This window comes from Rathayibacter tritici (assembly GCF_001641005.1).
Taxonomy (GTDB): Bacteria; Actinomycetota; Actinomycetes; order Actinomycetales; family Microbacteriaceae; genus Rathayibacter; species Rathayibacter tritici.
In genome coordinates this window covers 1,125,037-1,147,106 of sequence record NZ_CP015515.1, presented here as the reverse complement: position 1 = coordinate 1,147,106, position 22,070 = coordinate 1,125,037, and the positions used below count along the sequence as shown (strand labels likewise).

Here is a 22,070-nt window from a genome sequence, read left to right as displayed (position 1 = left end):
TGTCGCACACCTGCTCCGGGAGTACGGGCGCCGGGATGTTCCGGAGCGCGTGATCGGGGGGCTGGGACGAGAGAACCGGGTAGCTGTTCACTACCCGGTTCGTATGGTAACGACTCTAATACCGGATGACTGGACTTTGCGTGTGAGCGATATCAGATGTAACCGGGCTGCACTGCGGGGCATTCCGAACCCCGGCTCCCGGCCGGGGATCCGCCTCACGCCCGGCGGGCGAGCATCTCTGCGCCGACCGCGAGGGCGGCCACGACGGAAGCGGAGCGGATCGCCGCTCTATCCCCGGCGAAGCGGTGCTCGCGAACGAGCTCATCGCCCCCGAGCACGGCGGCCACAAAGACCGTGCCGACCGCCGCACCTCCCTGAGGTTCAGGGCCCGCCACGCCCGTGGTCGCCAGGCCCAGCGTGGACCGCTCGTCCGCCGCCAGACGCGACGCCGCTCCGCGGGCCATCTGCACGGCGACTCCGGGATCAACCGGTCCGCGCGCCTCGAGCACACGGGCATCAACTCCGAGGAGGCGGTGCTTGAGCTCGGTGGCATAGCTGACGACTCCCCCACGGAAGACAGCGGAGGCTCCAGGGACGTCCACCAGCGCCGAACTGAGCGCGCCGCCTGTGAGCGATTCCGCGACAGCGAGATCGACGCCTCGGCGGCGGAGCTCCGCAATGAGGTCCGCGGGCGTCACGGCTTCGGCCGCGATGCTCGGCTCTGACGGGCCGCATCGGCGAGGTAGTCGATACCGGTCAGGACCGTGAGCACCACGGCGGCGGTCATCGTGACCCCGTTCAGCCAGTGCACCCACTCTCCCAGCACCGCCCAGAGGGGAAGGAGAGCGAGGGAGATCGCGACCGACTGCACGATCGTCTTGAGCTTGCCGCCGCGAGAGGCCGGGATCACCCGGTCGGAGAGCACGGCCATCCGGAACACCGTGATGCCGATCTCGCGCACCAGGATGACGACCGTGACCCACCACGGCAACTCCGCGAGGATGGAGAGGCCGACGAGCGCCGCTCCGGTGAGCACCTTGTCCGCGATGGGGTCGAGGAGCTTACCGAGATCGGTCACCAGACCGCGGCTGCGGGCGATGTGGCCGTCGATGCCGTCCGTCGCGATGGCGACGATGAACAGCAGCGCCGCGGCGATGCGGAGCCCGCCGTCCTGCCCGCCGTCGGCCAGGAGCAGCCAGAGGAAGATCGGCGCCAGCAGGATGCGGACGACCGTGATCGCGTTGGGTAGGTTCCAGTTCCCGGACCGGGCCGAAGCGGGTGCCGTGGGAGTGCTCATCGTGCTCCGCCGTTCGTTCTCGGGCGAGCGACCGCGGGGATCACTCGCGTCCCGTCAGCGCCCAAGCGTCCTCGCCGGACCCCTCGTCGTCGTCGTGGTAGTCGGTAGCAACCGGGCCGGTCGGCTCGGCCAGCGGGTCCGCGGACGGGCCCGTCGCGACCGAAAGCGGCGGGGCGGTCCCCTCGCCCGGCTCCTCGCCGCGCATCCGCGCGAGGACTCCCGCCAGCTGCTCCGAGGTGACCAGCACGTCGCGGGCTTTGGACCCCTCGGACGGGCCGACGACCTCGCGCGACTCCAGGAGGTCCATCAGACGTCCGGCCTTGGCAAAGCCGACGCGCAGTTTGCGCTGAAGCATCGAAGTCGAGCCGAACTGCGTACTGACCACGAGTTCGGCCGCGGCCATGAGCAGCTCGAGGTCGTCGCCGATATCGGAGTCGATCTCCTTGCGCTGCGCCTGGACAGTAATGTCCTGGCGGTACTCGGGCTGGGCCTGCCGCGTGACATGCTCGACGACCTTCGCGATCTCGTCCTCGCGCACCCAGGCGCCCTGCACGCGCATGGGCTTGTTGGTGCCCATCGGAAGGAACAGACCGTCGCCCTGCCCGATCAGCTTGTCGGCTCCGGGCTGGTCGAGGATGACCCGCGAGTCGGTCACGCTCGTCACCGCGAAGGCGAGCCGGCTCGGTACGTTCGCCTTGATCAGGCCGGTCACGACATCGACGCTGGGGCGCTGCGTGGCCAGCACGAGGTGGATCCCCGAGGCGCGCGCCAGCTGGGTGATGCGCACGATCGAGTCCTCGACATCGCGGGGGGCGACCATCATCAGGTCGGCGAGCTCGTCGACCACCACCAGCAGATACGGGTACGGCTTGAGCACACGGTTACTTCCGGCCGGGAGCTTGATCTCGTCGCCGCGGACCGCTGCGTTGAAGTCGTCGATGTGACGGAAGCCGAACGAGGCGAGGTCGTCGTAGCGCATATCCATCTCCTTCACGACCCACTGCAACGCCTCGGCGGCCTTCTTGGGGTTCGTGATGATCGGAGTGATCAGGTGCGGTACACCGCCGTAGATCGTGAGCTCGACGCGCTTGGGGTCGATCAGCACCATGCGCACGTCCTGCGGCCGCGCGCGCATCAGCAGGCTCGTGATCATCGAATTGATGAAGCTGGACTTGCCGGAGCCGGTCGAGCCGGCAACCAGGAGGTGCGGCATCTTGGCGAGATTGGCGACGACGTATCCGCCCTCCACGTCTTTTCCGACGCCGATCGTCATCGGGTGCGTGGAAGTCGTCGACGCCGGCGAGCGCAAGACATCACCGAGCGAGACGATCTCGCGGTCGGTGTTCGGGATCTCGACACCAATCGCACTCTTACCCGGGATCGGGGACAGGATCCGGACCTCGTTGCTGGCGACCGCGTAGGAGAGGTTCTTGCTCAGCGCAGTGACGCGCTCGACCTTCACGCCCGGGCCGAGCTCGATCTCGTAGCGGGTCACGGTCGGACCGCGTGAGAAGCCGGTGACGCTCGCGTCCACGGCGAACTGTTGCAGCACTTCGGTGATGGCGCGGACCATCTCGTCGTTCGCGGCCGACCGCGCCTTCGAAGGAGTTCCTGTCGAGAGAGCGGCCGCCGACGGGAGCCGGTAGGGGGCGTTGTCCTCGAAGGACGAGTCGAACCCGGCGGTCGGGTCCTCCTCGCTCAGCGGTGCGATCGGGCCCGTCTCGATGACGGGCGGGACGGGGACGGCGGGCGCCACATCGAGTCGATCGAGCCGGATGACGTCGGTCGCGTCGTCGTCGACCACTCCCGTCACTGCACGGAGCGCGCCGCCCTGCTCGACGCGCGCGAGCGCCGCCTCCGCGGTCTCGGCGTCGGCCAGCACCTCGGTGGCGTAGGAACGCGTGGGCGGTTGCGCCTCGTCGTCGCGCTCCTCGAGTGCGGTGTCGAACCCCTTCGCCCGGCTCCGGGCGGGCGCCGTGCCCTCGATGACCTCGGTGAAGGAGTCGATAGGAAGCTCGGGCTGCACGGTCGGCTCGTCCTCGCGACCGGACTCGGTGCGCCGCCACCAGGGCAGCTCTCCGCCGTCCTGATGGGAGTCCTCCTCCTCCTGCTCCGCCTCCGCCTTCGCTGCGGCCTTCGCGGCCGCGCGCTCGGCTTTCAGCCGCGAGCGCTCCTCGTCGTCGAGCACCGGGGCTCCGAAGAGGTAGCCGTAGAGCTCGCGCGACCGCGCTCCGATCCGATTCGGCGGGGTCTTGGTAATGATGAAGAGCGAGAGCAGGATCACGACCGACAGCAGCACAGTGGCACCGGGGACCGTCGCGATCGCCGCGAGCGGAGCACCCACGAGCCAGCCCAGGACTCCGCCCGCTGCCGCCATCGTCTCGATGCCCTGACCGGGCTGGGGCAGGCCAAGATGCGCATGGCAGAGGCCCGCCGAGGCGACGAGCAGCGTGATCACGCCGACGCCGATCCGCCCGTTGTCGTCGACGGAACGGGGGTGGCGGAACAACCAGAGGGAGAACAGCAGCAGCACGACCGGGAGGACGTACGCGACGCGGCCGAAGAAACCGCCGAAGCTCCAGGCGTCGAGGACGAGGGCGACCGGGTCGGTCGCGAGGAACCACTCGACCACTGCGCCGGCGACCGCGAGCAGCAGCAACAGGAAGGGAACGCCGTCGCGGCGCTCCTCCTTCGCCAGCCGCTCGGGACCGAGCGCACGGGCTGCGCCGCCTGCCAGGTGGGCCAGCACCATCCAGACCCGCACCGCGGGGTTCGTGCGGGGCGCGGACTCGAAGGCCACTGTCTTCGTCTCGGCGGCCGCCTTGCCCGAACCTCGGCCGGATCGCGGCGCGCCGGAGCGGGGAGTCGCGCTGCCGCGCCCGCGCGAGGTCGTCTTGGTACTGGTCGCCATGAGGCCACCGTACCCGGCACCTCCGTCAGCTCCGGTGACCCGCGCCGCGGGCGGACATCCGGGACGCCGATCGGTCCTGTGGAGGAGCCTCAGGCCTCGATGACCAGCGGCACGATCATCGGACGGCGACGGTACGACGTGTTGACCCATCGACCAACAACGCGACGGACGGCCTGCGAGAGCGCGTGCTGATCGCTCGCTCCGTTCTGCACTGCCTCCTCGAGTGCCGCCGCGATGCGCGGCTTCACCTCGTCGAAGACACTGTCGTCCTCCGCGAATCCCTTCGCATGGATCTCGGGGCCGACCACGACCCGGCCCGTCCCGGCCTCGACGACCACAATGATGGAGATGAAGCCCTCCTCGCCGAGGATCCGACGGTCCTTGAGGTCCGCGTCCGTGATCTCGCCGACCGACGACCCGTCGACGTAGACGAAACCCAGGTCGAGTTGACCGACGACGGTCGCCTTCCCGTCGAGCAGGTCGATCACCGTGCCGTCCTCGGCGATGATCGTGTTCTCCTCCGCGATCCCGGTCTCGCGCGCGAGCTTCGCGTTCGCGACCAGGTGCCGGTACTCGCCGTGCACCGGCATGACATTCAGCGGCGCGAGGATGTTGTAGCAGTAGATCAGCTCGCCGGCGGCCGCGTGCCCGGAGACATGCACCTTCGCGTTGCCCTTGTGCACGACCGTCGCGCCGAGCCTGGTGAGCCCGTTGATCACGCGGTAAACCGCGTTCTCATTGCCCGGGATGAGGCTGGAGGCGAGGATCACGGTGTCGCCCTCGCCCGGCTCGATCTGGTGATCGAGGTTCGCCATGCGGCTGAGCACAGCCATCGGCTCGCCCTGCGATCCGGTCGACATATAGACGATCCGGTTCTCTGGCACGTCGCCCGCCTTCTTCATGTCGACCAGCACCCCCGGCGGGACCCTGAGGTAGCCGAGGTCGGCCGCGATCCCCATGTTGCGCACCATCGAGCGGCCGAGCAGCGCCACCCGACGGCCGTTCGCGTGCGCTGCGTCGAGCACCTGCTGCACCCGGTGCACATGGCTGGAGAAGCTCGCGACGATGACGCGGCGGGTCGCCTTCGCCATGACGCTCTCGATGACCGGGCCGATGTCGCGCTCGTTCGGCGTGAATCCGGGGACGTCGGCATTGGTCGAGTCGACCAGGAACAGGTCGATGCCCTCCTCGCCGAGGCGGGCGAAGGCGCGGAGGTCGGTGATGCGGCCATCCAGCGGGAGCTGGTCCATCTTGAAGTCGCCAGTGTGCAGCACGGAGCCGGCGTCGGTGAGGATCGCGACGGCCAGCGCGTCCGGGATCGAGTGGTTCACGGCGATGAACTCGAGCTCGAAGGGACCGAGGTTCTCGACATCGCCCTCCTTCACCGTCAACGTGTAGGGCTTGATCCGGTGCTCCTTGAGCTTGGCCTCGACCAGGGCGAGCGTGAGCGTGGAGCCGATCAGCGGGATGTCTCGCTTGAGCCGGAGCAGGTACGGGACGGCGCCGATGTGGTCCTCGTGGCCGTGGGTGAGCACCACTGCGACGATGTCGTCGAGCCGATCCTTGATCGGCGTGAAGTCCGGCAGGATCAGGTCGACGCCCGGCTGGTTCTCCTCCGGGAAGAGCACGCCGCAATCGACCACCAGGAGCTTGCCGTTGATCTCGAACACGGTCATATTGCGACCGATTTCGCCGAGGCCGCCGAGGGGGATGATCCGCAGGGTGCCCGGCGCGAGGGGCGCGGGAGTGATCACGGGACTGGGCATGCGCCCTCCTCTTTCTCTGCGAGTACCTTCTCGGGAGCCGCCGCTCGGACTCAGCGGGTGGTGCCGGCGACCTTCGGGAGGGCGCCGCCGGCCGCCGCGTTGCGATCGGGCCGGAAGTTGCGGAAGTCGACGCCCGGGATGTCGCGCACCAGTCCGAGCTCGTCCTCGATGAGGGCCGCCTCCGACTCCTCAGGGCCCACCAGCGGCAGTCGCACACGGGGCGACGAGATGCGGCCGAGGCCGTGCAGGATGTACTTCGCGGCGACCGTGCCGGGTACATGCGTCATCAAGGCGCGCACGAGCGGCTCGAGCTGCTGGTGCGCGCGGGTCGCGGCGCGCAGGTCGCCGGCGTTCACCGAGTCGACGATGGTGCGGTACGGTGCAGCGGCGATGTTCGCGGTGACGCCGATCAGCCCGGTGGCGCCGATGGCGAGCTCGGGGAGCACGTTCGCGTCGTCGCCGCAGAAGTACATCAGATCGGTCTGGTTGAGCACGCGGCTGACCTCGGAGAGATCCCCCTTCGCGTCCTTCACGGCGAGGATGTTCGGATGCTTCGCCGCGCGCAGGATCGTCTCGTAGCGGATGGGGACGCCAGTGCGACCCGGGATGTCGTAGAGGATGACCGGCAGGTCGGTCGCATCGGCGATCATTCGGAAGTGGGTGAGCACACCGGCCTGCGTCGGCTTGTTGTAATACGGAGTGACGATCATGTTGCCGTCGGCGCCGGCCTTCTCGCTCTGACGGGCGAGCTGCATCGCGTGGGCGGTCTCGTTCGAGCCGCCGCCGGTGATGATCTTCGCGCGGCCGTCAGCGACCGAGCGGCCGACCTCGACCAGGCGGATCTTCTCCGGGTCGGTGAGAGTGCTGGTCTCGCCCGTGGTGCCGGTGACCACGATGCCGTCGGCGCCCGCCGCGATGCAGTCGTCGATGTGCTTCTCGACCCCGGGCCAGTCGACCTCGCCGTCGGCGGTGAACGGGGTGACCAGGGCGACCAGGACCTGGCCGAAGGGATTCTCCGGAGTTGACACGGAGCCAGGGTAGCGGGGTCGGCGCCGCGCCGCCGCGGACGGCGTGGTGGGGGTGCCGTCGTCGGCGGGTGGGGGCGATGGCGACGTGCAGGACACGGTGCGGTTCGCAGGACACAGTGCGGTTCGCAGGACACAGTGCGATATGCAGGACACAGTGCGATTCGCAGGACACAGTGCGATGTGCAGGGGGTCCCAGCACTTCGGGCAGTTCCACCGCGTGATTCGGATCGGGCCGTCGGGATCCCCTGCACATGGCACGGGCGTGACGGCACGAGAAGCTTCCGGAGGAGCGGGCAGAGTGACGTCGGAGGTCATCCAGCGCAGAAAGGGTCAAGCGCGGAGGAGGTCAAGCGCGGAGATGGTCGCCGCGCGAGAGCGCAGCGACGATATCCGCCTCGACCGTGTCCCAGTGGCGGAGGACGGCCGAGCTTCGGAAGTGGTGGATGCGATATCCGAGGCGGCCGAGTTCGATGTCGCGGCGGTTGTCCTGATCGGCCTCATGAAAGGCCACTCCGTCGACCTCGAGGACGAGTGCCTCGCCGAGGAGGAAGTCGACGCGGCGAGCGCCGATCCGCACCTGCTGCCGGAAGCGGATACCGAGGCGGTGCAGACGGAACGCGACCATCGATTCGAGGCCGCTCTCGGAGAGGCGACCCGCAGGACGCAACAACCTTCGGATCCTTGGCGGGAGCCTTTCCAGCAGCCGCTGCTTAGCTGAATCGCCGAGGAGCCGGAGCCTGAGAGCGGACTCGAGGAGGACGAAGGCGAACTCGGCTCCCTGGCATCGGGCGGCAATGACAATGCAGTCCTCGATGCTCTGCACCAGCGTGCAGGGTGACGGAGCCGTCTCCGACCAGTGCACGACGACGTCCGCGGCATGCGCGAGCCGCCGGTGGTACTCCTCGCGATCGCGCAGCCGCGACGCCCGATCCACGACGGCCACGTGGAGTCCACGGAAGTGCGGGACCCAGAGCCCGTGCACAGCAGCCGCATCGGCGCAGGCGAGGACCCCTCCTACGCGAAAGGCCTGCTCGATGGAGGGAGCGAGACCGGGACGGGCGTACCAGCCCTTCCGAATGCGCACGAGGGAGCCAGCGACGACGGCGCGGGTCAGCTCTCGCTGAGTCGTCCCCTCGCGCAGGAATTGAGCTGTTTTGACGACGCCTCCGGCACGAAGGAGGGCTGAGGTGGAGGAGCGCATGCGTCGAGAGTGACGGGGACCACGACCTCGCGGGCGGCGGCAGTGCCGATCAGTGGACAGCGCCGAGAATCGGGTGCTGTGGAGGAGGAGCTGCGGTTCGATATGCAGGGGATGCGCGCTCTCGCCGCCGCCGCAGAGGGAAGAGAGCGCTCTCGATCACGATGCGCCTGCGAATCGCACCATCTCCTGCACATCGGACGGGGGCCGGCAGAACGGACGGGGCCGGCAGAACGGACGGGGCGGCAAAACGGACCAGGGGCACGTGGTCGCGCGCGCTGGGGACCGCGCGGGCCGCTAGGGGGCGACACGGCCGTTCGCGGTGAAGGCGGCGGCCGTGAGGGGCATCAGCTCCTGGAAGTGCGTCTCCATCTGCTCGGCGGCCATTTCGATCTCGCGCTGCGGGAAAGAGGGGAACGTCGAGTCCTCGCGCTTGGTGCGCAAGGAGAGGAAGTTCATCAGCGAGCGGGCGTTGAGCGTGACGTACATCGAGGAATAGATGGTCAGCGGGAGCACGATCCGGGCGACCTCGCGGGCGACACCCGCGCCGAGCATCCGTTGGTACGACTCGTACGCCTGTGTGCTGACGCGGCGGGTCTCCTCGGCGACGAGTTCGGCCTGCTCGGGGGTGCCCGGCTCGAATGAGTAGGCGCCGGGCTTGCCGATCTGCACGAGGTTGCGCTCGGGGCCGGGCACGTAGAAGACCGGGCGGAGCTCGCGGTAGCGGCCCGACTCCTCGTTGTAGGAGGCGATGCGGTGCCGCATGAACTCGCGGAAGACGAAGATCGGCGCCTGAACATAGAAGGTCATCGAATTGTGCTCGAACGGTGAGCCGTGCCGATCGCGCATCAGGTAATTAATCAGGCCGCGGTCGCGCTTGCGCTGTAGCTCGGCGTCCGCTTCCTCACCGTCGAGCGCCTCGGCGAGCGTCTTCTCGCCCTGCGTCGAGACGCGGGCGGCGAAGAGCACGTCGGAGTCGTGGGCGCTCGATCGGACGAGCTCGACGACGACATCGCTCCGGAACACAGGAGCCTGATCATCGGGGCGGGGGGTGCTCAGTTCAGTCACGGCTTCGAACCTAGACCAGACCCGGTGCACACCCGGGCGTCACGGCGCGTCATGAGGTTCCTGCAAGCATGCACGCGACGTAGCCTTCCCGCATGGACCCCGTCACGATCACCGCCGCCCTCGCGGGTCTGATCGCGATCGGCACGGCCCTCGGTCTCCTGCACCGGCGTCTCACGGGACGCGTCGCACGCAGCGCCGACCGCGGTGGAGGCACGATCGATCCCGGCGCGATCGATCCCGGCGCGCTGCTCCCGGGCGCCGTTCTCGGCGAGCAGGCCACCGTCGTCCAGTTCTCGAGCGAGGTCTGCACGCGCTGCCCCGCGGTCCGGCGGATGCTGGGCGAGCTTGTCCGGCAGCGGCCCGGGGTGGCGTACCTCGACGTCGACCTGACACACCGCGCCGACCTCGCCGTGCGGTTGCGTGTCCGGCAGACGCCCACCCTCTTCCTCCTCGACTCCGCGGGCACCCTGCGGAGCCGCATCGGCGGCGCACCGACCCGCGCCGCCCTGACCACCGAGCTCGACCGACTCCTGGAGACCCGATGAGCACACACCCGTCGCCCACGACCGCCCCTCCCCCACCCGGCGCTGTCGACCCCCGTGGTCCGCGGGTCGCCGCCGCGGTGACCGCTGCGCTCCTCCTCACCACCGTGGGCCTCGGTCTCGCGGTCCCCGTCGGAGCCGATCTGGTCGCCCGTCTCGCGCAACCCGGATTCCTCCTGCTCCTGGTGCTGGCCGCGCTCTTCGCCTGGTCCGCCGGGCGCGGCGTCGGCTCCGGCCCCTGGGCCGTCCTGTTCCGCCGACTCATCCGCCCGCATCTCGCCCCGCCGCAGGAGTGGGAGGACGCGCGGCCCCTGCGCTTCGCCCAGCTGATCGGCCTGGCCGTCACCGGCGCGGGTGTTCTCCTGCATCTCGCCGGAGTGCCGGGAGCCGTCCCCGTCGCCGCGGCCGTCGCCTTCCTCGCCGCGTTCCTGAACGCCGCGTTCGGCCTCTGTCTGGGCTGCGAGCTCTACCTGCTGCTCGCGCGGGCAGGCCTCGTCGGACGATCGGCGGGCTCTTGAGCGTGAGGCTCTAGGCTGGATCAACTACGCGGGCGGCCCGCGACCGGCTCCGGGAGGCACCATGAGCGACTCATCCGCACGGCACTCCGATCACGACGGGTCGAACGGCACGGGTTCGCCGCGACGCGCGGCGCGCACTCCCCGCGAGCACGTCTCGACACCGTCCGAGCAGCTCTCGCCCCGGCGAGAAGGTTCGACGTCTCGACTCCGCGTCCTGATCTCGGGGGCCAGCGGGATGATCGGATCCGAGCTGACCCGTCAACTGAGCGCCGAGGGGCACCAGATCCTTCGCCTGGTGCGCCACGCACCGACGAGCCCGGATCAGTTCCACTGGGCGCCCACCTCACACATGCTCGACTTCAGCGTCCTCGATCGAGTCGACGCCGTGATCAATCTTTCCGGCGCCTCGATCAGCCGCCTGCCGTGGACCTCCTCGTACAAGCGCGAGATCCTCGACTCGCGGATCCAGTCGACGCAGACGCTCACCGACGCGATGCGGATGTCCTCGAGTCCTCCCGCAACGCTGATCAACGCCTCGGCTGTCGGCTACTACGGTGACCGGCCGGGCGAGGAGCTCACCGAGCGGTCCTCGCGCGGCACCGGCTTCCTCGCCGATGTGGTGGACCGCTGGGAGAAGGCGGCTCACCTCGCGCCCGAGGCAACCCGGGTCGTCACCGCCCGCACCGGGCTCGTCCTCGGCGACGGAGGCGCTCTCAAGCCGCTCCTGCCCCTCACGAAGCTCGGCCTGAGCGGGCCGCTCGGCGGCGGCGGCCAGGCCTGGCCGTGGATCAGCCTCTACGACGAGGCCGCCGCACTCCGCCACCTGCTCACGTCCGAGCTCTCCGGTCCGGTGAACCTGGCCGGGCCGGTCCCCGCCACCGCGAACGATGTCATGCGCACACTCGCCGAGCTGCTGCATCGTCCCTTCAGGCTGCCCGTGCCCGAGAAGGTCATCGAGCTCGCGCTGCGCGATGCCGGTCACGAGCTCCTGCTGTCGAGCCAGCGCCTGGTCCCCCAGCGTCTGCTCGACGACGGCTTCGAGTTCCGGCACCGCACGGTCAGCGAGGCGCTGGAGTGGGTACTGGCCTAAGCCTCCCGCGCTCGGTGACGACGAGTCCCGGCGACGGCGATCGGGAGCGGCCTGGCCGGAGCCGGAGCCGGAGCCGTCAGGCCGGAGCGGCGTGCTCCAACGCGATCGCACGGCGGATCGCTCCCCGCGCACGCTTGCGGTCGCCGCTGGCATCGTAGGCGAGGCCGAGGCGGTACCAGGCGCGCCAGCTCTCCGGCTGCGCGTCCACCTCCTCCGCGTACCGGGGGAACAGCGCGTCGGCCTCTCCCCGTAGCGGACGTCCGCTGGCGCGCGAATCGAGGACCTCCTGCGGGAGTGCGTCCTCGCCCTCCAGCCGGCGAGCCAGCCTCTCGGCGCGCAGTCCGAACAGCAGCTCGCGGATGAGGCCCCACACCCCGACAGCGCCCAGGATCAGCAGGCCGATGCCCATGACGATCCCCGGCGCGGTCCCCGCGGCGAAGGCGACGACGGAGTACTGCAGGCACACGACCAGGTAGAGGGCGAGCAGGACCGCCATCAGGACGACTCCGACCCGGGTCCTCACGGGGCGCTGGTCGCCGCGGCGGCCTGACCGGACGGAGCCGGGCCAACCACGGGCTGCTCGTCGAGGAGCCGCTCGGCCAGAGGAGCGGCGTCGAAGGCGGCGCGCAGGTCGATCAGCGCGTCCAGACCGACCACGACGCCGGTCGTCGTCCGGACCGCGTCGAGAGCGCGAAGTATGCCCTGCTCGTAGGACGCCTGCGAGCTGGTGTCGTGGCGGATGGTCACCGTCTCGCCGGTGCCGCCGAGGACGACCTCCTGGCGCGCCTCGACTCCGGGCAGGCGAAGGCTGTGCACGGGCACACTCGCGACCTGCTGGCCGCGAGCCCGCTGATCGGTATGCGGCGCCTGCACCGGACCGAGCTCGGACCGCGCACGCAGCAACAGCTCGGCGGTGCGCACCGCGGTACCGGAGGGCGAGTCGACCTTGCGCGCTCCGTGGGTCTCGACGATCTCGGCGGCATCGAAGAACCGCACGGCCACCGTGGCGAGGGCGGTCGCGAGTACCGAGCCGAGCGAGAAGTTGGGGATGATGACAACACCTGCCTCTGGCTGCTCCGTGACGGTGCGCCGAAGCGCCGCGATGCGGCCGCCCGTCCAACCGGAGGTGCCCACGAGCACCTTCTTGCCGTTCGCCACAGCGACATCGACAATCTGCTGGCTGACGGCCGGCACGGTCATGTCGACGACGACGTCGGCCGTGAGCATCTCGGCGAGATCGCTCCGCGAGCCGAGCCGTGCGACAAGCGTGAACTCGCTCGACGCGTCGATGAGGGAGCAGGTGAAGGAGCCGAGTCGGCCGGAGGCACCGACCACGGCGACGGAAGTAGTCACCGGCTCAGCGTATCCCGCGGCGCAGTGCGCCTGGGTCGCGCTGGCGGCGGATCGCGCACCAGGGTCAGCATGGGCGCTCCCGAGAGCGGATGCGGAACGGGAGCGCCGAGGGGCCGCCATCCGGTCGAGGGCGAGAGGGCGAGCGCGGAGGCGTTCCCGGTCAGGACGTGCAGTACCACGGTCGCCGCTGCTCGTGCCGCGCAGTCCTCGACGGCCGCAAGGAGGCGCCGACCGACTCCGGCACCCTGAGCCCGCAACGGTCAGGGCGCGGGCTCAGTACGGCTGCGCCTCGGGAAGGCCGGTGCGCAATTCGACGGGGAGGTGGGACAGGTCGTTGTGCACGACGAGTACCGGCGGCTTCCGGGAGCGCACGCGGATGATCGTGAGGCCGCAGTTGGCCTGGTTCAACCCGAGCCACCGCCAGTCGGGGGCGTCGAAGACCTGGCGCACGAACCAGCCGATCACGAAGTTATGGGTGATCAGGAGGTCGTGGCGGTCCTCGCGGGACGGTGCCAGGAACTCCGCGACCGCGTCCTGCATCTGCGCGTGGCCCGCCTCGATCTCGGCCGCGGTCACGCTGCCGAAGAAGGGCTCGAACGCCTTGGGCATGTCCGGGGTCGGACCGGAGGGAATGCAGTCGAACAGCAGCGACGACGGTTGCAGGGGCAGGCTCGGGAGCAGCGTCTGGAAGCGCGCGGCCGTCTCCTCGGCCCGGCGCAGCGGCGAGTGCCACGCACCGGTGAACGGCACTCCGCCGAGCCGCTCGGCGATCAGTCGCGCCTGGCGCTCGCCTCGCGCCGAGAGGGGACCGTCCGGCAGACCGTGCTCGGCGTCCTGCTGCTCGCCGTGACGGACGAGGTAGATGTAGTGGGACACGGGAGTCCTCCCTGGTGCGGCGCAGCGGTGCGCGGTCGGCGGGCGTTCGACGATCGGATCAGATCGCGGAGGCGCTCATGACCCCGGCGATTCCGGCGAAGGCCGACTCGTCGACCGCACCGACCGCCGAGATCGATGACGGCCCCCGGGCCAAGTCTGCCGCGAGTGCCTGGACGTCCTCCGCGCCGACGAGGGCGAGTCGGCGCAGGCTCTCGTCGAGGTCCACGAACTCGCCGAAGGTCAGCTCGGCACGGCCGAGGCGGGACATCCGGGTGTCGGAGTCCTCAAGCGCGAGAGCGGCCGCTCCCGACAGCTGGCCGCGGGCGCGGATCAGCTCGTCGTCGCTCACCCCGTGCTCGGCGAGGCGGTGGAACTCGGCGAGCAAGAGCTCGGCGACCGTCCCCGCCTTCGCGGGCGTGCACGCGGCGTACAGGCCGAAAAGCCCGGCGTCGGAGTAGGAGGGCGCGAAGGAGTAGACGGAGTAGGCCAGGCCCCGCTTCTCGCGCACCTCCTGGAACAGCCGCGAGGACATGCCACCGCCGAGGATCGAGTTGAGGACGCCCATCGTCATCCTCCGCTCGTCGCCCGCAGCGAGACCGGGGAAGCCGACCAGGAGGTTCGCCTGCTCGGTGGGGCGGTGCACGACCGAGAGGGCGCTGCCGCGGGTGTAGGAGGCGCGTCCGCCGACGCGGCGCTCGACCGGGGACGCCGCCGTGCCGAGGTCCCAGCCGTCGGCGACGAGCACGCGCTCGAGCAGGGCGACGAGTGCCTCGTGGTCGACGGCGCCGGCGACAGTGATCACAACGTCGCGGGGGCGGTAGGCGGAGCGGTAGTGCGCCCATACCGCGTCGCGGGTGGCTTCACCGATGGTCGCGGCGGTGCCGCCGATCGGTCGGCCGAGGGGGTGGTCGCCGAAGACGGCCTCGAACAGCTTCTCCCCCGCGACGTCGGCCGGGTCGTCGTCCGCCATCGCGAGTTCCTCGAGGATGACCCCGCGCTCGGTCTCGAACTCGTCCGGGTCGATCAGGCTGGAGGTCACCATGTCCGCGATCACCTCGACCGCCATCGGCAGGTCGCGGTCCTGGATTTTGGCGTAGTAGCAGGTGTACTCCTTGGCGGTGAGAGCGTTGTGCTCCCCGCCGACGGAGTCGAACGACACGGCGATGTCGAGGGCCGAGCGCTTCTGCGTGCCCTTGAACAGCAGGTGCTCGAGGAAGTGCGTCGAGCCGACGTTGGAGGGCACGGCCGGCTCCCCCGCGGTGGCGGGGTGCCCGGTCCGCTCGTCGCGCGATCCCGCGGCGACCCAGAAGCCGATCGTGGCGCTGCGAGCGCCCGGCACCGCTTCGCTGAGGATGCGGACACCGCTCGGGAGAACGGAGCGGCGGACCGTGGATCCGCCTGCGGCCCGGACCGAGGTCTCCGGTTGGTCGAGGGGCAGTGCGACTCCGTGATTCATCGTGCTTACCCTAGGCCACCCCGGCGACGGGCCACCGCGGGCTGTCGCGCCGTGGCGGGTGGCGGCCGCGGGACGTCGCAGACGGGCGCAGTCAGCGGCGCGCGCGCTCCAGAGCGGCCAGGTGCCCGGCGTCGAGGTCGAGCGAGACCGCGCGTACCAGTGCATCGACATCGGCCGGTGAGCGCGGGGCGACGGTCGCCGCGGCCAGGTGCGGGCGCCCGAACAGCCAGGCGAGGGCGACGGCAGCGGGCGCGGCCGAGAGCTCGGTGCCGATCGCGTCGAGGACCGCGAGCACGCGGCGGCCCCGGCGGCCGACGTGGGCGGCGGCGAGGGCCCCGTCGGGGAGGCGGCTCAGCTCGCGACGGGTCCGCTCGACTCCGCGCAGGAAGCCGTGTGCGAGCGGCACGGTCGAGACCAGGGAGAGCCCCTGCCCCGCGGCCACCAGGCCGAGATCGCTCTCCGACTCCTGCCGCTCCAGCAGGTTCCAGCGCACCTCCGCGCCGACGAACCGGGGCAGGCCGTGAGCGGCCAGCACGCGCGCCTCGAACAGCTCCTCCGGCGAGAACCCGGAGGCGACCACCGAGCGGATCAGCCCGCGCGCCACAAGAACCTCGACGGCGCTCAGCAGCTCGTCGAGGCGACCCGCGCCGCCAGGGCGGACGGCGAGCACGTCGAGGCGGTCCGTGCGGAGGCGGCGCAGCAACTCCTCGACACGGCTGACGAGCGCGCGCGGGGTCGCGGGCGTTGCGCTCGGGGCGCCGAAGCGGCCCAGCAGGACGAAGTGGTCGCGGTCGCGGTGCCCCGCGGGCCAGCCGCCCGCGCCCTCCGCGAGGCTCGAGTCGGTAACGACGACGCCGTTGCCGCCCCACGCCCCGTAGCGCTCGAGCAGTGCCGCGCCGTCCTCGCGGCCGAGGGCGGCGGAGTCGAGCATGAAGGGGAAGAGGTCGTGGCCGGAGTCGCCCAGTGGGCGGCGGCGAGAGGGAGCGACGACGCTCGGCTCGACCGGCTCGCTCGCGGCGAGGGCACCGCCGGCGGCGCGAGCGAGGAAGCCGCGAGGGGGAAAGGCACGAGCGGGCACGGCGCGGAGGGCGACAGCGCCGTCGGGAGCAGCGCCGTCGAGAACAGCGCCGTCAGAAACTGCGCCGTTGGGACCAGCACTGTGGCGGGGCGCCTTCACGGCTGCGCCGGTCCTGTCCCTGGGCACGCCACCACTCTCCCTGCGGCGGCTCGGGCCCGCCGGGGAGAGAGTAACCGAGCAGCGGAGCCGCCACCCCGCCGGATCCGCGACGGTTCACCAGATCGTTACACGGCGCCGCTGACGGGTGCGGATCGCGCCTGAGGCTGGTGCGCCAAGCCCCCCTCCGTGTCGGTCGTCCCGGCTAGATTCGCGACCATGAACTCTGACGACTCGACCCCCTCTGTCACCGCCTCGCCGACTCCCGGATCAGCCGCACCGGACACATCGACGCCCTGGTGGACGAGCGCGGTCGTCTACCAGATCTACCCTCGCTCCTTCGCCGACTCGAACGGCGACGGCATCGGGGATCTGGGCGGCATCCGCTCCAAGCTCGACCACCTCGCCGACCTGGGTGTCGACGTGGTCTGGCTCTCGCCGATCTACCCGTCGCCGCAGCACGACAACGGCTACGACATCTCGGACTACGAGGACATCGACCCCCGCTTCGGAACGCTGGAGGAGTTCGACCTGCTGCTCGCGGAGGCGCACGAGCGCGGCATCCGCATCGTGATGGACCTCGTGGTCAACCACACCAGCAACGAGCACGCCTGGTTCGTCGAGTCGCGCTCCTCGCAGGAGGACCCGAAGCGCGACTGGTACTGGTGGCGTCGCGGGCGCCGCTCGGTCCAGCCGGGACGCGAGCTCGACGCGGCGGCCGACGCCGGGCTCGATGTCGCCGAGCCCAACGGCTGGCGCTCCTACTTCTCGGGGCCCGCGTGGACGCTGGATCCCGCGACGGACGAGTACTTCCTCCACCTCTTCGCGGTTCAGCAGCCCGACCTCAACTGGGAGAATCCGGAGGTGCGGCGAGCGGTGCACGCGATGATGAACCGCTGGCTCGACCGCGGAGTCGACGGCTTCCGGATGGACGTCATCAACCTCGTCTCGAAGGACGTCGAGGCGATCGACGGTGAGCAGGGCGGCACGGGCATCATGGGCGGCGTGGGGCCGCGGCTCCACGAGTACCTCCGCGAGATGAACGAGGCCGTGTTCGCGCACCGCGAGGGCGCCTTCCTCACGGTCGGGGAGATGCCCGGGGTCACTCTTGAGGAGGCCGTGCTGGTCACGGATCCGCAGCGGCGCGAGCTCGACATGGTGTTCCAGTTCGAACACGTCGGGATCGACCACGGCGTCGACAAGTTCCACCCGGTGCCGCTGGATCTGGTCGCGCTGAAGGCCAATCTCGCGCGCTGGCAGGAGGGTTTGGCCGAGCGCGGCTGGAACAGCCTCTACCTCGGCAACCACGATCAGCCCCGGCTGGTCTCCCGCTTCGGCGACGACGGCGCCCACCGCTACGAGTCCGCGACGCTGTGGGCGACCCTCCTGCACCTGCAGCGGGGCACGCCCTACATCTACCAGGGCGACGAGATCGGGATGACGAATGTGCCGTTCGCCGGAATCGAGGATTTCCGCGACGTCGAGTCGCTGAACTACTGGGCAGAGGCCGTCGACGAGCGCGGCGAGGACCCGGCGACGGTGCTCGCCGGGCTTCGCGCGCAGAGCCGCGACAACGCCCGGACTCCGGTGCAGTGGGACGACGGTCCGCAGGCGGGCTTTACGACCGGGGAGCCGTGGATCGCCGTGAATCCGAACGCCGCCCACGTGAACGTCGCCGCCGATCGGGCAGCCGAGCGGTCGGTGTTCGAGTACTACCGCGCCCTGATCGCCCTCCGGCACGCCGACGAGACCGTGCAGCTGGGCCGCTTCGCACTGCTGGAGGCCGAGCACCCCACCCTGTTCGCCTTCACCCGCACCGGACCCGGCGAGCTCCTCATCGTCGGAAACGTGTCGGGCGAGCCGCTCGAGGTCCCGCTGCTGGCAGAATGGGCGGGAGCCGAGGCGGTGCTCGGCAATGTCGCGGGTGCGACGGGATCGACGCTGGGTCCGTGGGAGGCGCGCATCCTACGCCGCTGAGGCGGCCGGTCGGGCTATCCGGGGCAGCCGGGGCGGGAGCCGCCGGCGCGGTCCGCCGCGAGTGCGAGCGGGCCGGCGGGCCTCCTCAGGCTGAGACGCGGTCGAGCTGGGCGATGTCGCTGCGGGTCAGCGGGAGGAGCGCCGACGCGAACAGAGCCTCGAGTTCCTCGGCGTTCCGGGCTCGCACGATCGCGGCCGAGACCTCCTGGTGCGAGAGCACCCACGCGAGCGCGACCACGGCCGGCTCGGTGCCGTGCGCCTCGGCGATCTCGTCCAGAGCCGCCAGCACCCTCGAGCCGTGCCGGCCGACGTAGTCCAGTCCCGCCTCGAACAGGGCCGACTCCGGCTCGTCGGTGCGGCTGCGCAGGGTGCCGGTGAGGTAGCCGCTGGCGAGCGGCAGACGCGCGAGGGTGCCCAGCTCGAGCCGCACCACGTCGGGCGCGACATCGGACTCATAGGTCCTGCGCTCCATCAGGCTGTACTCCGCTACGACGGCCGCGAGCGTGGGCAACGCGAACGCGGTCGCCGTCTCGTGCAACGCCGTGATCGCCGCTCCGCTGAAGTGCGCGGCACCCAGGGCTCCGACCGAGCCGTCGGCGAGGAACGGCGCGACCGCCGCCAGGCTCTCGGCGATCGGAATGTCGGGGTCCTCGCTGTCGAACGAGAGGAGGTCGATCCGGGTGCCGAGCCGCTCGAGGCTCCCCTCGATCGCGATGCGGACGTCCTCGGGTGCAAGGCCCGGCGCGTCCGGGTGCCGGCCGACCTTCGTGGCGACGAGCATCTGCTCGCGCAGCCCGCTCTGCTCCAGCCATCGCCCGATCATGTACTCGCTGCGGCCGGTCGCATAGTGGTCGGCCGTCGAGATCAGCGTGCCGCCCAGGCGCCCGAACGCATCGAGCACCTCGGTGGTGTCGTCGATGCCGGCGGCCCAGCCGAAGACGGAGCCGTCGAGCGCGAGCGGATGAACGGGGAGGCCGGTCCGGCCCAGTGGTCGCGAGAGAGGTGTTCGCGAGAGGAGTGGTCGCGAGAGAAGCGTGCTCGAGACGGAGGGCGTCTCCGGCTCGGTGGCCAGGGGCGTCGGGTCGGTCACGGAGTCCTCCGGTCGGCGCGGTGCGGTTCCGACACCGTACCCCATGTCTCCCGGCGACGACGGACGCCCGCCCCACCGAAGTGGAACGGGCGTCACGGTCGTGCGGGAGTGATCAGCTCTCGGCGGGAACCTCGGCGTCGGCTTCTTCGGCCACGACGGGCGCGAGGGACAGCTTGCCGCGGTCGTCGATCTTGGTGATCTGGACGAGCAGCTTCTGGCCGACTCCGAGGACGTCCTCGACGTTCTCGACGCGCTTGCCGCCGGCGAGCTTGCGGACCTCACTGATGTGCAGCAGTCCGTCCTTGCCCGGCAGGAGCGAGACGAACGCACCGAAGGTCGCGAGCTTGACGACGGTTCCGAGGAACTGCTCGCCGATCTCGGGGTTGGTCGGATTGGCGATGGCGTTGACCTGCGCACGCGCGGCCTCGGCGGACGGACCGTCGACGGCTCCGATGTAGACCGTGCCGTCCTCCTCGATGGAGATGTCGGCACCGGTCTCGTCCTGGATCGCGTTGATCGTCTTGCCCTTCGGGCCGATCAGCTCGCCGATTTTGTCGACGGGGATCTGCACCGAGATCACGCGGGGGGCGGTCGGAGCCATCTCGTCGGGCTGGTCGATGGCCGCAGTGAGCACCGCGAGAATCGTGGTGCGGGCGTCCTTGGCCTGCTTGAGCGCGGCGTCGAGGACCGACGACGGGATGCCGTCGAGCTTCGTGTCGAGCTGGATGGCGGTGACGAACTCGGAGGTGCCGGCGACCTTGAAGTCCATGTCGCCGAGCGCGTCCTCGGCGCCCAGGATGTCGGTCAGCGCCGCATAACGGGTCTGACCGTCGACGACGTCGGACACCAAGCCCATCGCGATGCCCGCGACCGGAGCGCGCAGCGGCACACCCGCGTTGAGCAGCGACAGGGTCGACGCGCAGACCGAGCCCATCGAGGTCGAGCCGTTAGAGCTCAGCGCCTCGGAGACCTGGCGGATCGCGTAGGGGAACTCCTCGCGGCTGGGCAGCACCGGCACAAGGGCGCGCTCGGCGAGGAAGCCGTGCCCGATCTCGCGACGCTTCGGCGACCCGACGCGGCCGGTGTCACCGGTGGAGTAGGGCGGGAAGTTGTAGTGGTGCAGGTAGCGCTTCTTGGTGACCGGCGACAGCGAGTCGATCTGCTGCTCCATCTTGAGCATGTTCAGCGTGGTGACGCCCAGGATCTGGGTCTCGCCGCGCTGGAAGATGGCCGAGCCGTGGACGCGCGGGATGACCTGCACCTCGGCGTCGAGCGGGCGGATGTCGGCCAGGCCGCGTCCGTCGATGCGCACGCCGTCGCGGAGGATGCGGCCGCGGACGACCACCTTCGTAACGGACTTGTACGCCGCTCCGACCTGGGCGTAGGCCTCGGCCGAGAGCTGACCCGAGGCGATGCGCTCGGCGATCTGCTCCTTGACGCGCGCCTTGAGGGCGTCGTCGGCGTCCTGGCGCTCGACCTTGTCGGCGATCTGGTAGACGCGGACGAGCTCGTCGTAGCTGAGTTCGGCGACGCTGTCGTAGGTGTCCTGCGCGTAGGGCAGGAACACCGGGTAGTCCTTGACCGGCTTCGCGGTCTCTGCGGCGAGCTTCGTCTGCGCCTCGACGAGCGCGCGGAGGAAGGGCTTCGCTGCCTCGAGGCCCTCGGCGACGACGTCCTCGCTGGGCTTGGTTGCACCCGCCTTGATGAGGTTCCAGGAGGACTCGGTGGCCTCGGCCTCGACCATCATGATGGCGACGTCGGAGGAACCGTCCTCGTTGGTGACGACGCGGCCCGCGACCGTGAGGTCGAAGACGGCGTTCTCGAGCTGCGAGGCCTTGGGGAAGGCGACCCACTGGTCGTTGCCGGAGCCGTCGGACATGAGCGCGAGGCGGACGCCCGCGACGGGGCCGGAGAACGGCAGGCCCGAGATCTGCGTCGAGGCGCTCGCGGCATTGATCGCGAGGGCGTCGTAGAACTCGTCCGGCGCGATGCTGAGGACCGTGATGACGATCTGGACCTCGTTGCGCAGGCCCTCGACGAACGAGGGGCGCAGCGGCCGGTCGATCAGACGGCAGACCAGGATCGCCTCGGTGGAGGGGCGGCCCTCGCGGCGGAAGAACGAGCCGGGGATCTTGCCGGCGGCGTAGGAGCGTTCTTCGACATCGACGGTCAGCGGGAAGAAGTCGAAGTTGTCCTTCGGGTTCTTCGACGCCGAGGTGGCCGAGAGGAGCATGGTGTCCTCATCGAGGTAGGCGGCGACGGCGCCCTGTGCCTGCTGCGCGAGGCGGCCGGTCTCGAAGCGGATGGTGCGGGTGCCGTACGAGCCGTTGTCGAGAACGGCTTCGGCGAATGTGATTTCAGGACCTTCCAAGAGGTCTGTCTCCTTAAACGTCTGCGGCGGCGCCCCTTCTGGGCGCCGGCGTTCGTCGGAGCAGCGGTCCGGTCAGGAATCGAGACGATCCCACGGCAGGGCTTCGCGCCGTACCGTCGTGTGGAGGGCGTTCGTGCTGGCCACCAGTAGAAAAGCTCCGGGCTGTCGCGACCGACTGCCGCTGCAACTGTCTACCGCTGCAACTATCTGCCGCTGCGGCCGTCTGCCGCTGTCCGGGACTCCACCACCGAGGACCAGCTTCCTGCCGGCCTGCTCCGTGGCTCGAATCCGGCATCGACCGGCGGTCGCTTTCGGATTCGGAACCGGTTCATGCTATCAGCAGCCGTACGGATCC

At 70.3% G+C, this 22,070-nt stretch carries 18 protein-coding genes; 4 read left to right on the top strand and 14 right to left on the bottom strand.

Annotation, left to right across the window (positions count from 1 at the left end):
* Positions 1 to 215: 215 nt before the first annotated feature.
* From A6122_RS05150 to thyX, 7 genes are all read right to left on the bottom strand, one after another.
* Complete coding sequence (locus tag A6122_RS05150) at positions 216 to 698, bottom strand: CinA family protein (protein WP_208855050.1); 483 nt, start codon at positions 696 to 698, stop codon at positions 216 to 218.
* Positions 695 to 1,297: a CDP-diacylglycerol--glycerol-3-phosphate 3-phosphatidyltransferase gene (pgsA, locus tag A6122_RS05145; RefSeq protein WP_068252360.1), complete on the bottom strand. Its 603-nt coding sequence runs from the start codon at positions 1,295 to 1,297 to the stop codon at positions 695 to 697. The genes A6122_RS05150 and pgsA overlap by 4 nt, the downstream gene beginning before the upstream one ends.
* A gap of 40 nt (positions 1,298 to 1,337) precedes the next feature.
* Positions 1,338 to 4,208 (bottom strand): FtsK/SpoIIIE family DNA translocase, encoded by a 2,871-nt coding sequence (locus A6122_RS05140; protein ID WP_068252357.1) that lies wholly within the window; start codon positions 4,206 to 4,208, stop codon positions 1,338 to 1,340.
* Between the two features lie 89 nt (positions 4,209 to 4,297).
* Positions 4,298 to 5,974, bottom strand: a complete 1,677-nt coding sequence (locus A6122_RS05135) for a ribonuclease J (protein ID WP_068252354.1) — start codon at positions 5,972 to 5,974, stop codon at positions 4,298 to 4,300.
* 50 nt (positions 5,975 to 6,024) lie between these two features.
* The gene (dapA, locus tag A6122_RS05130; protein ID WP_068252353.1) at positions 6,025 to 7,002 is read right to left on the bottom strand and encodes a 4-hydroxy-tetrahydrodipicolinate synthase; all 978 of its coding nucleotides are present in this window, start codon (positions 7,000 to 7,002) and stop codon (positions 6,025 to 6,027) included.
* 346 nt (positions 7,003 to 7,348) lie between these two features.
* A complete protein-coding gene (locus A6122_RS05125) occupies positions 7,349 to 8,203 on the bottom strand; it encodes a DUF559 domain-containing protein (protein ID WP_068252352.1) in 855 nt (284 codons plus the stop codon).
* Between the two features lie 294 nt (positions 8,204 to 8,497).
* Positions 8,498 to 9,268, bottom strand: a complete 771-nt coding sequence (thyX, locus tag A6122_RS05120) for an FAD-dependent thymidylate synthase (protein ID WP_181026395.1) — start codon at positions 9,266 to 9,268, stop codon at positions 8,498 to 8,500.
* A 92-nt stretch (positions 9,269 to 9,360) separates the two neighbouring features.
* On the opposite strand from thyX, the gene A6122_RS05115 reads away from it, so the two are divergent.
* The 3 genes from A6122_RS05115 (at position 9,361) to A6122_RS05105 (ending at position 11,418) form a co-directional block, all read left to right on the top strand.
* A complete protein-coding gene (locus A6122_RS05115) occupies positions 9,361 to 9,813 on the top strand; it encodes a TlpA family protein disulfide reductase (protein ID WP_068252348.1) in 453 nt (150 codons plus the stop codon).
* Positions 9,810 to 10,328 (top strand): DUF4395 family protein, encoded by a 519-nt coding sequence (locus A6122_RS05110; RefSeq protein WP_068252346.1) that lies wholly within the window; start codon positions 9,810 to 9,812, stop codon positions 10,326 to 10,328. Before A6122_RS05115 ends, A6122_RS05110 begins: the two co-directional genes overlap by 4 nt.
* A 61-nt stretch (positions 10,329 to 10,389) precedes the next feature.
* Positions 10,390 to 11,418 carry a TIGR01777 family oxidoreductase gene (locus A6122_RS05105; RefSeq protein WP_084415830.1) on the top strand — a complete coding sequence of 343 codons (1,029 nt, stop codon included), beginning with the start codon at positions 10,390 to 10,392 and terminating at the stop codon, positions 11,416 to 11,418.
* A gap of 76 nt (positions 11,419 to 11,494) precedes the next feature.
* Here A6122_RS05105 and A6122_RS05100 read toward each other — a convergent pair whose 3' ends face one another.
* The 5 genes from A6122_RS05100 to A6122_RS05080 all read right to left on the bottom strand — a co-directional run bounded on the left by A6122_RS05100 (position 11,495) and on the right by A6122_RS05080 (position 16,307).
* The gene (locus tag A6122_RS05100) at positions 11,495 to 11,941 is read right to left on the bottom strand and encodes a hypothetical protein (RefSeq protein WP_068252344.1); all 447 of its coding nucleotides are present in this window, start codon (positions 11,939 to 11,941) and stop codon (positions 11,495 to 11,497) included.
* Positions 11,938 to 12,771, bottom strand: a complete 834-nt coding sequence (gene dapB, locus A6122_RS05095) for a 4-hydroxy-tetrahydrodipicolinate reductase (protein ID WP_068252343.1) — start codon at positions 12,769 to 12,771, stop codon at positions 11,938 to 11,940. Before dapB ends, A6122_RS05100 begins: the two co-directional genes overlap by 4 nt.
* A gap of 273 nt (positions 12,772 to 13,044) precedes the next feature.
* On the bottom strand, positions 13,045 to 13,647 hold the full coding sequence (locus A6122_RS05090; RefSeq protein ID WP_068252340.1) for a histidine phosphatase family protein: 603 nt from the start codon (positions 13,645 to 13,647) through the stop codon (positions 13,045 to 13,047).
* 58 nt (positions 13,648 to 13,705) lie between these two features.
* Positions 13,706 to 15,103 carry a M16 family metallopeptidase gene (locus A6122_RS05085; RefSeq protein ID WP_068252338.1) on the bottom strand — a complete coding sequence of 466 codons (1,398 nt, stop codon included), beginning with the start codon at positions 15,101 to 15,103 and terminating at the stop codon, positions 13,706 to 13,708.
* Between the two features lie 91 nt (positions 15,104 to 15,194).
* Positions 15,195 to 16,307, bottom strand: coding sequence for an aldo/keto reductase (locus A6122_RS05080; protein ID WP_146085095.1), 1,113 nt, complete (start codon positions 16,305 to 16,307; stop codon positions 15,195 to 15,197).
* 189 nt (positions 16,308 to 16,496) lie between these two features.
* Here A6122_RS05080 and A6122_RS05075 point away from each other — a divergent pair, with 189 nt between their 5' ends.
* On the top strand, positions 16,497 to 18,254 hold the full coding sequence (locus A6122_RS05075) for a glycoside hydrolase family 13 protein (protein ID WP_084415829.1): 1,758 nt from the start codon (positions 16,497 to 16,499) through the stop codon (positions 18,252 to 18,254).
* 85 nt (positions 18,255 to 18,339) lie between these two features.
* Here A6122_RS05075 and A6122_RS05070 read toward each other — a convergent pair whose 3' ends face one another.
* Positions 18,340 to 19,344 carry an aldo/keto reductase gene (locus tag A6122_RS05070; RefSeq protein ID WP_167542347.1) on the bottom strand — a complete coding sequence of 335 codons (1,005 nt, stop codon included), beginning with the start codon at positions 19,342 to 19,344 and terminating at the stop codon, positions 18,340 to 18,342.
* 112 nt (positions 19,345 to 19,456) lie between these two features.
* Positions 19,457 to 21,715: a polyribonucleotide nucleotidyltransferase gene (locus A6122_RS05065; RefSeq protein ID WP_068252333.1), complete on the bottom strand. Its 2,259-nt coding sequence runs from the start codon at positions 21,713 to 21,715 to the stop codon at positions 19,457 to 19,459.
* Positions 21,716 to 22,070 lie beyond the last annotated feature (355 nt).